This window comes from Erythrobacter sp. QSSC1-22B (assembly GCF_001678665.1).
Classification (GTDB): Bacteria; Pseudomonadota; Alphaproteobacteria; order Sphingomonadales; family Sphingomonadaceae; genus Qipengyuania.
This window is the reverse complement of sequence record NZ_LZRP01000005.1, coordinates 1-13,198: the sequence shown is the minus strand read 5'-3', so window position 1 is coordinate 13,198 and position 13,198 is coordinate 1. Positions and strand designations below refer to the sequence as shown.

Genomic DNA, 13,198 nt, shown 5'->3' with positions numbered 1-13,198 from the left:
TCCACCAATCCCAGCGTGACGCGTTGCGCGCAAAGAAACCCGCAATCGCGGCAAATTGCAATCGTCCATCCCTCGCCGTAGAAACCGGGCGGGGCTACAAAGAGCCGCGCAGCCGCCTGATAGAAATGCTGTGTTTCGCCGCGCGGACGCGAAGATTTAGAGGACCGGACCATTATGACCCGTATCCTCACCCATCTTCAACGGCTCGAAGCCGAGAGTATCCACATCATGCGCGAGGTCGTCGCCGAGGCGGAAAAGCCGGTGATGCTCTATTCGGTCGGCAAGGACAGCGCGGTGATGCTGCATCTGGCGCGCAAGGCCTTTTATCCCGCCCCGCCGCCCTTCCCACTGCTGCATGTCGACACCACCTGGAAGTTCCAGGCCATGTACGCGCTGCGCGAAAAGGCGGCACGCGAAGCTGGGATGGAGCTGCTGGTCCATCGCAACCCCGAAGCCATCGAACGCGGCATCAACCCCTTCGATCACGGCGCACTGCACACCGACATGTGGAAGACCGAGGGATTAAAGCAGGCGCTCGACAAATATGGCTTCGATGCAGCTTTCGGAGGCGCGCGGCGCGACGAGGAAAAGAGCCGCGCGAAGGAGCGCATCTTCTCGTTCCGCACCGCCACCCACGGCTGGGACCCCAAGAACCAGCGCCCCGAATTGTGGAACCTCTACAACGCCCGCAAGGCGCCGCGCACCCGCAATGGCGGCGAGAGCATCCGCGTCTTTCCGCTGAGCAACTGGACCGAGCTCGATATCTGGCAATATATCCAGCTCGAAAACATTGAGATCGTCCCGCTCTATTTCGCCGCGCCGCGCCCCACGGTGGAGCGCGACGGGATGCTCGTAATGGTCGACGACGACCGCTTCCCGCTCGAGGGCGAACAGCCGATCGAACGCTGGATCCGCTTCCGCACATTGGGCTGCTACCCGCTCACCGGGGCGGTCGAGAGCACCGCCTCGACGCTCTCCGAGATCATCCAGGAAATGCTGCTGACCACCACCAGCGAACGCCAGGGCCGAGCCATCGACCGCGATGCGGGCGGCTCGTCGATGGAAAAGAAGAAGCAGGAGGGCTATTTCTGATGGCCGACCACTCCAGTTCCGAGGGGCCAAGCCCTCAAAACGCCTACCGCCCCGATGCGCTCGCGGGCGAGGACATCGACGCCTATCTGACCCGCCACCAGCACAAGACCATGCTGCGCTTCATCACCTGCGGCAGCGTGGACGATGGCAAGTCGACCCTGATCGGGCGGCTGCTCTACGACAGCAAGATGATCTTCGAGGACCAGCTCGCCAGTCTCGAGAGCGACAGCAAGCGGATCGGGACGCAGGGTCAGGAGCTCGATTACGCGCTGCTGGTCGATGGCCTCGCCGCCGAGCGCGAGCAGGGCATCACCATCGATGTCGCCTATCGTTTCTTCTCGACCGACCGCCGCAAGTTCATCGTCGCCGATTGCCCTGGCCACGAACAATACACCCGCAACATGGTCACCGGCGCCTCCACCGCCGAACTGGCAGTGATCCTGGTCGATGCGCGCAAGGGCGTGCTGGTACAGACCCGGCGGCACAGTTTCCTGTGCCATCGCCTGGGCATTCGCCGGATCGTGCTGGCGGTCAACAAGATGGATCTGATCGATTACGACCAGGCGGCCTACGATGCGATCGTCGCCGATTACGCGCGCTTCGCAGCGGAGATCGGGATCGAGGCCTTCACCGCGATGCCGATCTCGGGCTTCAAGGGCGACAATATCGCCGGCCCCTCGGAGCATATGCCCTGGTACACCGGCCCGTCGCTGATCGAGCATCTCGAGACCGTCGAACTGGGCGCTGCCGATGCGCAGGACCGGCCGTTCCGGATGCCGGTGCAATGGGTCAACCGCCCCGATCTCGACTTCCGCGGCTTTGCCGGGCTGATCGCCGGCGGGACGATCAAGCCGGGCGCGGCGTTGCGGGTGCTGCCCTCAGGCAAAACCACCACGCTCGAGCGGATCGTGACCTTCTCGGGCGATCTCGAAGAGGCGGTGGCGGGCCAGTCGGTCACGCTGACCTTTGCCGACGAGATCGACTGTTCGCGCGGCGATGTGATTGCCGCAGCCGAGGATCCGCCGCAGGTCTCCGACCAGTTCGAGGCGACGCTGGTGTGGATGGACGACGACCCCATGCTGGTCGGCCGCGCCTATTGGCTCAAGCTGGGCACCCAGACCGTCTCGGCCAGCGTGCAGGAACCCAAATACGAGATCAATGTCAACACCATGGCACATCTCGCCGCCAAGACGCTCACACTCAATTCGATCGGCGTCGCCGAGGTTCACACCGAAAAGCCGATCGTATTCGAGCCCTATGCCGACAACCGCACACTCGGCGGCTTCGTGCTGATCGACAAGCTCACCAACCGCACGGTCGCGGGCGGGATGCTCCATTTCGCGCTGCGCCGCGCGCAGAACGTCCATTGGCAACCCAGCGACGTCACCCGCGAGGACCATGCGGGCATCAAGAACCAGACCCCGCGGGTGCTGTGGTTCACCGGCCTATCGGGTTCGGGCAAATCGACCATTGCCAACGAGGTCGAGAAGCGGCTGGCGGTGATGAACCGCCACACCTTCCTGCTCGACGGCGACAATGTCCGACATGGGCTCAACAAGGATCTGGGCTTTACCGATGCCGACCGGATCGAGAACATCCGCCGCGTCGGCGAGGTCGCGCGGCTGATGGCCGATGCCGGACTGATCGTGCTGACCGCCTTCATCAGCCCGTTCCGCGCCGAGCGGCAGATGGTCCGCGACATGCTGCCCGATACCGAGTTCGTCGAGATTTTCGTCGATACCCCGCTCGAGATCGCCGAGCAGCGCGACGTGAAGGGGCTCTACAAGAAGGCGCGCGAAGGCAAGCTCAAGAACTTCACCGGAATCGACAGCCCCTATGAAGCGCCGGAAAATCCCGACATCGTGGTCAACACCGTCGAGATGACCCCCGGCGAGGCCGCCGAATACATCATCCGCCAGATCATGCCGCTGAAATAACAGGATTTCGATGGACGATTATGAACTCGCCGCGCAATTGGCGCACCACGCTGGCCGGATTGCGCTGGCGATCCGCGACTCGGGCCTGATCGCGGGCCGGGCGCTGGGCGATGCGGGCGACGAGGCCGCCAACCGCTTCCTGTGCCGCGCGATCGCGCAGCACCGCCCCGAGGACGGGCTGTTGTCGGAGGAATCCGCCGACACCGAGGCGCGCCTTGGCAAGCAGCGCGTCTGGATCATCGACCCGGTCGATGGGACGCGCGAATATGGCGAGGGACGCAGCGACTGGGCGGTCCATATCGGTCTGGCGATCGACGGAGTGGCAAAGGTGGGCGCGGTCGGGCTCCCTGCGCTTGATCTCGTGCTGCGCACCGACAAACCGATTGCCCTGCCCAATCGGCCGACGACCCCGCGCATGGTGGTCTCGCGCAGTCGCCCGCCCGCGCAGGCACTTGCGGTTGCCGAAGCGATCGGTGCCGAGCTCGTCCCGATGGGCAGCGCCGGCGCCAAGGCGATGGCGGTGGTGCGCGGCGAAGCGGAAATCTATCTCCACGCGGGCGGCCAGCACCAGTGGGACAATTGCGCTCCCGCTGCGGTCGCCGCGGCGCACGGCCTGCACGTCAGCCGGATCGACGGCACGCCGCTGGTCTACAATGCGCGCGACACCTTCATGCCCGATTTGCTGATCTGCCGGATCGACCTGGCAGAGCGGGTTCTGGCCGAGATCGCCGCGCTACCCGGCTGACCCGCCGCCGCAGGTCACGCGCGCCCGCATCGCGACCCGGTCGCCCTGTTGCGTCCACATGCTTGCCCCGTCATCCGTGGTGTCGCCGCACAGATTGAGCGTCATCCCGTCGAAGGCTGGCGCTTCCCCGCGAAATTCGAACGCGGTGATCGGCCGCGACACATGCCGCTCCGCCAGCGCCATCAGCAGCGTCGCCTGCAAGGGGCCGTGCACCACCAGCGCCGGATAGGCTTCCTCGCTCGTGGCGTAGGGACGGTCGTAATGGATGCGGTGCCCGTTCATCGTCAGCGCCGAATAACGGAACAGCAGCACCGAATCTGGATCGATGCTCTCCCGCCAGCCGCAATTGGGCGCAGGTGCCGGCGCAGGCAATTGCGGTCCGGAACCGGCGGCGGCGCGATAGACCAGGTCCTGCTCCTCGCGGATCGCGAGCCCGTCGGCATTGCTGATCGCATGTTCGAGAGTCACGAACACCAACGTCCCGCTGCGCCCGTGCTTCTCTTCGATAGCAAGGATCGTCGAGGTCTTTGTGACGTCCTCGCCCAGCGCCAGGGGAGCGTGAAAGCCGATCCGTCCGCCGGCCCACATCCGCCGCGGGAGCGGGATCGGTGGGAGGAAATCGCCTTTCGCCGGATGCCCGTCCGCGCCCAGCCCAGCGGGCGGGCGGACATCCCAGAAATAGAGCCAGTGGTGCAGCAACGGCAGCAAATCTCCTGCCGCGCCCCCGCCCTGCGCGCCCAGAGCCGCCAGCAGCGCGTTGCTGCGCGCGGGCTCGATCCGGTCGTGCGCGGTGACGCTGCACCCGATCCAGTCGGCGAAACCGCCGCCCATCAGTCCTCGACCTGCGCCAGCAATTGTTGCGCGCGAGAGAGATGCGGGCGGTCGAGCATCCCGCCCTCATGGCCGATCGTCCCCGCGCCGGGATTGGCTGCGAACAGCGCGACGATTGCGCGTGCCTTGTCGATCTCCTCCGCGCTCGGGGTGAAGGCTGCGTTGATCACTTCGACCTGCGCCGGGTGGATCGCCAGCATCCCGCGATAGCCCGCGCGCCGGACCTGCTCCGCCCTCGCTTTCAGCGTCTCGAGATCGCGGAAATCGGCCTGGATCGTCTCGATCGCGGGCACGCCCGCGGTCGCCGCGCCGAGCAGGCACAGGCTGCGCGCCAGCTCATAGGTGAAGCCGAGCTGGCCGTCGGGTCCGGTGTTCGCGCTCGCACCCAGCGAATCGGCGAGATCCTCCGCCCCCCAGGTCATCGCGACCAGCCGCGGCGCGCCCTTGAAATCGCCGCAATGGAACATGCTGCGCGCAGTCTCGGTGACCAGCACGATCACCGGTGTCGAACCCTGCTCGATCCCGTTCGCCACCTCGAGCGCCTCGAGATAGCGGTCGAGCACTTCCATATCCTCGCGGCCCGAAACCTTGGGCAGCATGATCCCGCCCGGCCGCGCCGGCATGACTGCCGCGAGGTCCTCGAGTGTATGGGCCCCGTCGAGCGGGTTGACGCGGACGAACAGCCGGTTGCGATGCTCCTGATTGGCGCGCAGGAAATCCGAAACGGCTTCGCGTGCCGCGGGCTTGCTCTCCAGCGCGACCGCGTCCTCGAGATCGAGGATGACCACATCCGCCGCGCCGCCGACCGCCTTGGTCATCTTTTTCTCGCTGTCGCCGGGGGCGAACAGCCAGGATCGCAATTTTATCGGGGCAGTGTCGGTCATGCTCGGTCGGGCTCCTCTTCGCGGCCCTTCGATCGAGCCGTCGCGCCTGTCAGCCATTCCCGCCCGACCATCCAGGGTCAAGCCCGTCGCGCGCTCCCGGAAAAGTTGTCGCAATTGTAGTCGCACTGTAACCGGCGGGCGAAACAGCGGCCCGACTGGCCGCGCCGCGACCTCCCGGGAAACCCAATGATGATCCTTCGCTCTCTGTTCGCCAGCCTGTTTCTCGTACTCATGGGCTGCACCACCGCCGCCGTTCCGCCGCCACAGTCCGTCGCGGCGCTGGACCGCGAGCCGGTGACCATTCTGGTCTCGATCGACGGGTTCATGCCCGACTATCTCGGGCGCGGCGACAGCCCGCATCTCGATGCGCTGGCGGCATCCGGCGTCACCGCCGAGATGCGCCCCTCCTTCCCGACCAAGACCTTCCCCAATCATTACACCATCGTCACCGGCCTGCGCCCCGACCACCACGGTATCGTCGACAACAATATGGAGGACGCCGCGCGCCCCGACGAGCGCTTCTCGATGGGCAATGCCAGCCAGGCGCTCGATCCCTTCTGGTGGGATGGCGGCGAACCGATCTGGGTCACCGCCGAGAAGCAGGGCGTCCGCACCGCGACCATGTTCTGGCCCGGCTCCGAAGTCGCGATCCGCGGCACCCGCCCATCCGACTGGCAGCGCTTCGACCAGAACATCACCAACCCGCAGCGGGTCCAGGCAGTGGTAGACTGGCTGCGCCGCCCGGAGGCCAACCGTCCCCGCTTCGTCACGCTCTATTTCGACACCGTCGACACCGCCGGGCATCGCCACGGGCCACAAGCCCCCGAAACGATGGCGGCGATCCGCGAAGTGGATGCGCGGATCGGCGAACTGCAGGCCGAACTCATCGCGCTTGGCCAGCCGGTCAATTTCGTCATCACCTCGGATCACGGCATGGCGCAGACCAGCAGCGAGCGGGTGGTGCGCGTCGATCACCTGCTCGACCCGACCGCGTTTCGCGCGATCACCGACGGTCCTTATATTGCGCTTGAACCGCAACCCGGCCGCGAAGCGGAAGTCGCCGCTGCGCTGCTCAAGCCACACGCCAATATGGAATGCTGGCGCAAATCGGAAATCCCCGCCCATTTCGCCTATGGCACCCATCCGCGCCCGGCGTTCCGATCGGGGCTTACCCTGCCGATCTTCGACAATGTCGCAATCTATCCGCTGCTCGCACAGATGCTTGAGATCGCTCCGCAACCCTCCGACGGCGACGCCGCGACCCTCGCTCCAGCGCTGCGCGACTAGGCGCTAAGGGCGGGCCCGGCAGCGCGACGACCCTTTCCTCTGAGGCTTATCCTCCGGCCCTTCCACTTTTTGCGAAGAGTTCTCAGGATATTTATTGCGAATGGTTATCAGATGCATTAGGGGCGCGGCAAATCTGCCGTATGAGGAAGCCCCGGAATGTATTTGCGTACCAGCGTCAGCCTAGCAGCCGTCTTCTCTGTCCTGGCCTCTCCAGCGATGGCGGAGGAAGCTGCAGAGGACCAGAACCCGGCGATCGGCACGATCACGGTGACGGCCTCGAAGGACGATGTTCTGGACATCGGCGGCTCGGTCCAGCGGATCGACGCAGAGGATCTCGAAACCTTTGCCTATAGCGACGTCAACCGCATCCTGCGGCAGGTCCCGGGCGTCTTCCTCCAGGAGGAAGACGGGTTCGGCCTGCGCCCCAATATCGGCATCCGCGGTTCCGGCACCGATCGCAGCGCGCGCGTTACGATCATGGAAGATGGCGTACTCAAGGCGCCTGCGCCCTATTCCGCGCCTGCAGCCTATTACTTCCCGCGGATGACGCGCATCAATGCGATCGAGGTCGCCAAGGGTCCCGCTGCGATCAAATATGGCCCCTCCACCGTGGGCGGGGCGATCAATTTCTTCTCCACTCCCATTCCCGATGTGCCGGCGGGCACGGTCGCCGCGCGCGGTACCGCGCTGATCGGCAATCACGACAGCCAGCGCCTGCATGGCTGGGTCGGCGGTTGGGCACCGCTGGGTGGCAACATCGAGATCGGTGCCTTGGCCGAGGGGCTTTACGAGCATTCGGACGGCTTCAAATCCATCGATATCGGTGGCTCGACCGGTTTCCAGATCGAGGACTACACCGCCAAGCTCGGCCTTCGCTCGGTCGACGGCAGCCATTCCCTGGAGTTCAAATACCAGCGCAACGACGAACGCAGCGACGAGACCTATCTCGGGCTGACGCTCGCCGATTTCGCCGTCTCGCCCAACCGCCGCTACAACGCCAGCCAGCTCGACGAGATGAACGTCGCGCACGAGACGTTCCAGCTCAGCCATTACCTCGAGCTCGCACCGCAGCTTTCGTTCAGCACCGTCGTTTACCGCACCGACACCGCGCGCGCGTGGTACAAGCTCAACGATGTCCGCAACGCCGCCAATACCGGCTGGAACTCGCTCTCTGCCGTGCTCGCCAATCCGGCCGGTTTTGCCATCCCCTTCGCCGATCTGGTCGGGGCCGAAGGCTACACCGGACGGGCGGGCGCGCTGCGCGTGCGCAACAACAACCGGGTGTATCAGAGCACGGGCGTCCAGTCGGTCCTCTCCGCCGGATTCGGCACCGGAGCAGTCGATCACACGCTCGAACTGTCGGCGCGCTATCACGAGGATTCCGAAGACCGCTTCCAGCAGGACGACCGCTACCAGATCGTCGACGGCGCAATGCGACTGACCACCCCGGGCGCGCCGGGCAGCCAGGACAATCGCCGCGGCGACGCCAAGGCCTGGGCCTTCTACATCCGCGACACGATCGAAGCCGGGCCGCTCACGCTGGTGCCCGGGTTGCGCTACGAGACCATCGACCTCAGGCAAACCCGCTGGGCGCCGGGCGATGCCACCCGCGCGACCCCGACATCGGTTGCAGAGCGCAATGTCGATGTCTTTATTCCCGGCATTTCGGGCACCTACCGCGTGACCGACGAGGTCCGTCTGGTGGCGGGCGTCCACAAGGGCTTCAGCACACCCGGCCCGGGTTCGACGGTCGATATCGAAACCTCGTGGAACTACGAGGCTGGGGTGCGGCTGGGGACCAATGGCTGGCAGGTCGAGGCGATCGGCTTCTTCAACGACTACGCCAATCTGGTCGGGACCTGCACCGCCTCGACGGGTGGCAATTGCGACATCGGCGACCAGTTCGACGGCGGCGAAGTCGATGTGCAGGGACTGGAAGTGCTCGCCTCCAGAACATTCGGCAGCATCGCCGAGGGCGGTTTCGCCGTGCCGGTGTCGCTCGCCTACACCTATACCGACGCTCGTTTCGAAACCGATTTCGTGAGCGGATACGAGCCTTGGGGTGCGGTGACGCAAGGCGACCGCCTGCCCTATCTGCCCGCGCACCAGCTGACGCTCACCGCCGGGGTCGAACTGCCGGCTGCCCGCCTCAACGCCTCGATCAACCGCGTCAGCGCGACGCGCGCGACCGCGGGTCAGGGCGCGATCGCCGCATCCGACCGGATCGACGCGCGCACGCTGGTCGATCTCTCGGCGGAATACGACGTCCTGGACAGCCTATCGGTGTTCGGTACGGTCCAGAACCTGTTCGACGAGACCTACAACGCCGGCTTTTCGCCCTCGGGAGCCCGACCGGGCTCCCCTCGCCTGTGGCTGGTGGGCCTGCGCGCCCGCCTCTGACCCGCGTCCGCCGAACAGATCTGGTGGCTGATGACAAGGCGCCGCCACCGTTCACCTCGTCTGAGCCAAAGACGGCAGACCGATCTATGTCGAGAATTTTTACGCGATCGCAGCCTTTGAGAGATGTAGCTTTTTTCCGGCAGTGCCCTCGGCTCGGATGAAGGCTCCAAAGTGTCCATTGCCTTTCGAGGGGTGTGCCACATGCACGAAGCGCACGCCGCTCTACCAGCAACCCACAGCGTTGATTTCGACTGCTGGGCCTCGGTGCGCCGCCACTGCTCGGCGTAAGGCGTTGATGTATGCGTCAGTGTTCCCAAGCAAGACGACAAGTTTCGTCCGCATCGGCAATCGCGTTAAATGAGTATCAACGCAGTTGGAGACAAACGTATAGCCGGGTCTATCTTCTCGGAATGCAGGGAGGACGTTTAGACTATCAGCGTTATGTAAGCCTTTGCCTTTGTGAAAACCGGTGAGAGAGCACCGAACGACGCTCGCGAATCCGAAATCCGTTTCCGAGGTTCTAAGGCGGCGCTCAAAATCTGCGTTGGTCTCGTCTTCAATTAGGCCGACAGCCTGAAGCACCGTGAGGAGGCGCGAGCGTATCCCCTTGGAGGCCACGTCGTGGGGACCTGGGCTCCAGGGAAACCAAAGCCTAGCGCTGCTACGAGAAGCCGAACGCGACGCAGTGCCTCAGATCTATTTCGAGGCAGGCTGATCACCTTGTCCCACCTTGTTCTCAGGAAGGGACACAGTTCCGGGCGGAGGGACCAGCCCGGGAGGAGGCCCCGTCCGGAGCGGAGCACCCGTGTAAAGCGCGCCAGCCGTCCGGGGGGATGGCGCAGGCTCATTCCGCTGCTCTTGGAGGGGCGCCAATCCCACCCGCTGTAATTCCACAAACGGCACCGCCTCGGGAACCGGAGCGAAGGGGAAAGGCGACACTTGCAGCGGCCCAATTGCGCGATTTGCCGATGCCCAGTTGCCTGTGGCGGGACTCACCACTACCGTTCGGACTGAAGCGGCCGGTAGTGGACTCAGCGTTGTAGATGAACCTTGCGAGCGCACGCTCGTCTGCGCAGGTACTGATGGACGATCTTTTTCAGCTTCAAGCGGAGCTCCTATATGAGGTGGAGTCCCAGCCGTCGGCGAGGAACCAATTTGAGGAGGTGTACCCGATTCCGGCAAAGGTTCAGCTTCAAGAGACTGTTCATCGAGCGAAAGCCAGGCCCCTAAAGCCGAAGTTTTTTTCTGCGGAGTTGAAGTTTGGCCACCCACGTCTTCCGCAAGGCTGACCGAGACAGTCGCCGCAATGAATAAGATGGCGGCTCCCCTGGAGCAGGCGCGAGAAAAAGGTGAGCGAAGCGTCCCTTTGGCGCACGAGCAAGAAGTCGCCCAATTCGCGTTATCCAGCCATTCGCTTCCCCGCTGTTTTTGCGCTCTCATGATTTGTTCCTGGTCATGCCGCCTCAATAGCACAGTCGCGAGCGCGTCCCACCGCAATGGTCGAAGCGCGTCTGATCGGCGTATAGCCGTCAATGGAAATGGCCACTTCCCACCCCAGCTCATGCCATTCCCGATCACTCGCCATGACCCTGAAACAGGCCCGGCGGCCATGGCCCGGATTCCGCCATGACCAGAAATTCTCCCGCCGACCCAATTCCATAAATTAGGGCCATAAAATGGCTTTGAAATGCGGATTGTCAGCTAACAATCTAGTTAGCAATTCCAATTTGGTAGGGTCCATGAGTAATGCTGCTAGGCTGGCTCTGACCTACGCTCGATTACTTTAAGCTTGGTAGCGTGGTGAACTTCGAGTTTGTCAATATCGGCAGAGGTCTGTTCTATTTCGCAAAGTTTTTCAAGAATCAGCCGTGCGACACCATCGGTAAGGCCGCCTTCCTCTACTACACGCCCCAACATGGTTGCGATGCCTGACCTCTCCGAATTAGAAGGCGGCTGATGGAGATGACCCTTGGCATCCATGAAACTTTCTACTGCCTTTGCCATCTAATCTTTGTTTGTTTCCGCTTGCCGCTGAGCGTTGGCGAGGCTTGTTATACAACTCCTTTTGACGACCCACGAGAGCCCGACGCTCTAACGTCCGCTCCAAAACATTTAGCAGATTCAACATAGCCTGCACGGTCAGAGAAAGCTGCTTGCAGCGCCGATGAGAGAAAACGCTAGGCTCATTTGAATGTCCGCAATCCACCCCAATTGTAGTCGCTCCCGGTGACCCGTCATGACCCTGAAACCCATCAGGGTGCTATCTCCTAATTTTCACTAAAAGCTGCCTGTCGAGTAACGACCCTTAATCGGACATAGCATTTTACGTGCGCCCAACCAACCCGGACATTTTAAAGACAAGGCGTATCAATTATTTACTCAATGACACGGCCACATCAACACCCCGACTTTTATAAGTGACACTAGGCCTCCCGATATTTCCCTTAACGATCATCGATTTGTGTGTTAATAAGGCCAAATACTCCTTTCGAATCGTAAGCTTTGGGTCGCCGTGCTTTGTATATTGCTCAGGAGATTAAAATGAGGAAGATCGCGATTTTTTTAGCTGGCGCTGCTTTGTTCGTGTCGCCAATCTCTGCCGCAAACTTGGCGATTTTCGGCATGAACAACATCGGTAATCTTTACGACGACAGCCACATTGTAACATATGTAACCGACGCGCAACTGGCGACTCCCGGCTTCCTCGCCACCTATGATGCTTTCGTCTACACCCGCGATGGTGCCAGCTTCGGCGTGGGACTTTCTCCCTTGGCCGCCTCTAACGTTAAATCCTACGTCACTGGTAATGTAGTACTCTTCAATGGCGATTTCCAGGATGACATAGGGGACCCTGATACGAACACACTTTTTATTAACGCGTTGAATTTCGTGTTAAGCGGGGGAGCTGGCGGTTACATAGGGGAGTATACTGGCGCTTTCTCTGCATATTCCGCCAATGGTGATGGCTACAGCCCAATCGGTCTTGTGCAAGGGGCGGCTGGTCCATCTGGTTTTGGGCTTGGGGGATCTGACACTGATATTGATATCACTGCTGCGGGAATGGTCAGCCCGGTGACTGCAGGAGTGACTTTCCCCTATAACCCGGCAGCAGTAGAGTTCGGTGCAGAACTTTCTGGCGAAAACCCAGACCGAGTTCTTGCACGTTTCGCAACCGGTAACGCAGCGATTATTGCAAGTTCCGTCGATCAGATTAGCGTTCCTACGGGAGTCCCTGAACCCGGCACTTGGGCCATGATGCTACTGGGATTCGGTTTTATTGGCGGCGCAATGCGATCCGCAAAGAGAAGGCAGAAGCTCATCGTCTCCTACGCTTGATTGCGACCCCGAGCGTAGTAGGAGCGCCGCTAGCCGAAAAGCTAGCGGCGTTTCGCCACCCGGATGAAATGTCACCTATCCACCCACTTTGAGCCACCCATGGAGGCTCGGCTCGCAGCTCTTACCGGTCAGCGCTCTCGCCGCCCAGCTCTCACGCCTCGATCTGCTCGTGCTCGATGAGCTGGGTTATCTGCCGTTCGCTCGATCAGGCGGCCAGTTGCTGTTCCACCTGATCAGCAAACTTTACGAGCAGACCAGCGTCATCATCACCACCAACACCGCGTTCGGGGAGTGGCCCACCGTGTTCGGCGATCCCAAGATGACCACCGCGCTTCTGGATCGTGTCACGCATCATTGCGACATCGTCGAAACCGGCAATGACAGCTGGCACTTCAAAAACCGCAGCTGATCCACCCCAACAGCACCCAATCAAAAGATGCCTTGCGCTGCGCGCGCCTCCGGTCGGGCAACGCCCTCTCTACGCCGCGCGCAACGCAAGGGAGCGCGTCAGATCTAACATGCGCCAGCCCGACAAGGGGGCGCCCGTTTGCACAACGATTGACAGGTTTGCCAGTCGACCAGCCAGTAGCGACTGTCGCAAATCAACCCAGCTCATGCCGTTCCCGGCAACCATTCAGGACCCTTAGAGGCCGTTTCGAAAGGGGTTGAGCGGTCGAGGTTGATGC

At 62.5% G+C, this 13,198-nt stretch carries 9 protein-coding genes and 1 pseudogene; 7 read left to right on the top strand and 3 right to left on the bottom strand.

Annotated features, from left to right (window positions below; genetic code table 11):
• Positions 1-174 precede the first annotated feature (174 nt).
• Genes cysD through A9995_RS09110 form a run of 3 tightly spaced genes read left to right on the top strand, consistent with a single transcriptional unit; the run spans position 175 to position 3,774 of the window.
• On the top strand, positions 175-1,092 hold the full coding sequence (gene cysD, locus A9995_RS09120; protein WP_067611902.1) for a sulfate adenylyltransferase subunit CysD: 918 nt from the start codon (positions 175-177) through the stop codon (positions 1,090-1,092).
• Positions 1,092-3,029: a sulfate adenylyltransferase subunit CysN gene (gene cysN, locus A9995_RS09115; protein WP_067611899.1), complete on the top strand. Its 1,938-nt coding sequence runs from the start codon at positions 1,092-1,094 to the stop codon at positions 3,027-3,029. The genes cysD and cysN overlap by 1 nt, the downstream gene beginning before the upstream one ends.
• Positions 3,030-3,039: 10 nt before the next feature.
• The gene (locus tag A9995_RS09110) at positions 3,040-3,774 is read left to right on the top strand and encodes a 3'(2'),5'-bisphosphate nucleotidase CysQ (RefSeq protein WP_067611896.1); all 735 of its coding nucleotides are present in this window, start codon (positions 3,040-3,042) and stop codon (positions 3,772-3,774) included.
• Here the strand turns inward: A9995_RS09110 and A9995_RS09105 are convergent.
• A complete protein-coding gene (locus A9995_RS09105; protein ID WP_067611893.1) occupies positions 3,763-4,605 on the bottom strand; it encodes a MaoC family dehydratase N-terminal domain-containing protein in 843 nt (280 codons plus the stop codon). The genes A9995_RS09110 and A9995_RS09105 overlap by 12 nt on opposite strands.
• Complete coding sequence (locus tag A9995_RS09100; protein ID WP_067611890.1) at positions 4,605-5,489, bottom strand: CoA ester lyase; 885 nt, start codon at positions 5,487-5,489, stop codon at positions 4,605-4,607. The genes A9995_RS09105 and A9995_RS09100 overlap by 1 nt, the downstream gene beginning before the upstream one ends.
• Before the next feature lie 189 nt (positions 5,490-5,678).
• On the opposite strand from A9995_RS09100, the gene A9995_RS09095 reads away from it, so the two are divergent.
• The gene (locus A9995_RS09095; RefSeq protein WP_067612573.1) at positions 5,679-6,776 is read left to right on the top strand and encodes an ectonucleotide pyrophosphatase/phosphodiesterase; all 1,098 of its coding nucleotides are present in this window, start codon (positions 5,679-5,681) and stop codon (positions 6,774-6,776) included.
• 156 nt (positions 6,777-6,932) lie between these two features.
• Positions 6,933-9,176: a TonB-dependent receptor domain-containing protein gene (locus A9995_RS09090; protein WP_067611887.1), complete on the top strand. Its 2,244-nt coding sequence runs from the start codon at positions 6,933-6,935 to the stop codon at positions 9,174-9,176.
• Between the two features lie 1,752 nt (positions 9,177-10,928).
• Here the strand turns inward: A9995_RS09090 and A9995_RS16660 are convergent.
• A complete protein-coding gene (locus A9995_RS16660; protein WP_145916883.1) occupies positions 10,929-11,180 on the bottom strand; it encodes a hypothetical protein in 252 nt (83 codons plus the stop codon).
• Between the two features lie 537 nt (positions 11,181-11,717).
• Here A9995_RS16660 and A9995_RS17370 point away from each other — a divergent pair.
• A complete protein-coding gene (locus tag A9995_RS17370; protein WP_067611879.1) occupies positions 11,718-12,512 on the top strand; it encodes a PEPxxWA-CTERM sorting domain-containing protein in 795 nt (264 codons plus the stop codon).
• Between the two features lie 136 nt (positions 12,513-12,648).
• Positions 12,649-12,921: pseudogene (locus A9995_RS09075) on the top strand (ATP-binding protein); the annotation flags it as partial.
• Between the last annotated feature and the right edge of the window lie 277 nt (positions 12,922-13,198).

Coding starts and splice junctions, on each gene's coding strand:
- A9995_RS09095 (WP_067612573.1), top strand. CDS start 5,679: ATGATCCTTCGCTCTCTGTTCGCCAGCCTGTTTCTCGTACTCATGGGC.
- A9995_RS09100 (WP_067611890.1), bottom strand. CDS start 5,489: ATGACCGACACTGCCCCGATAAAATTGCGATCCTGGCTGTTCGCCCCC.
- A9995_RS09110 (WP_067611896.1), top strand. CDS start 3,040: ATGGACGATTATGAACTCGCCGCGCAATTGGCGCACCACGCTGGCCGG.
- cysD (WP_067611902.1), top strand. CDS start 175: ATGACCCGTATCCTCACCCATCTTCAACGGCTCGAAGCCGAGAGTATC.
- cysN (WP_067611899.1), top strand. CDS start 1,092: ATGGCCGACCACTCCAGTTCCGAGGGGCCAAGCCCTCAAAACGCCTAC.
- A9995_RS09105 (WP_067611893.1), bottom strand. CDS start 4,605: ATGGGCGGCGGTTTCGCCGACTGGATCGGGTGCAGCGTCACCGCGCAC.
- A9995_RS17370 (WP_067611879.1), top strand. CDS start 11,718: ATGAGGAAGATCGCGATTTTTTTAGCTGGCGCTGCTTTGTTCGTGTCG.
- A9995_RS16660 (WP_145916883.1), bottom strand. CDS start 11,180: ATGGCAAAGGCAGTAGAAAGTTTCATGGATGCCAAGGGTCATCTCCAT.
- A9995_RS09090 (WP_067611887.1), top strand. CDS start 6,933: ATGTATTTGCGTACCAGCGTCAGCCTAGCAGCCGTCTTCTCTGTCCTG.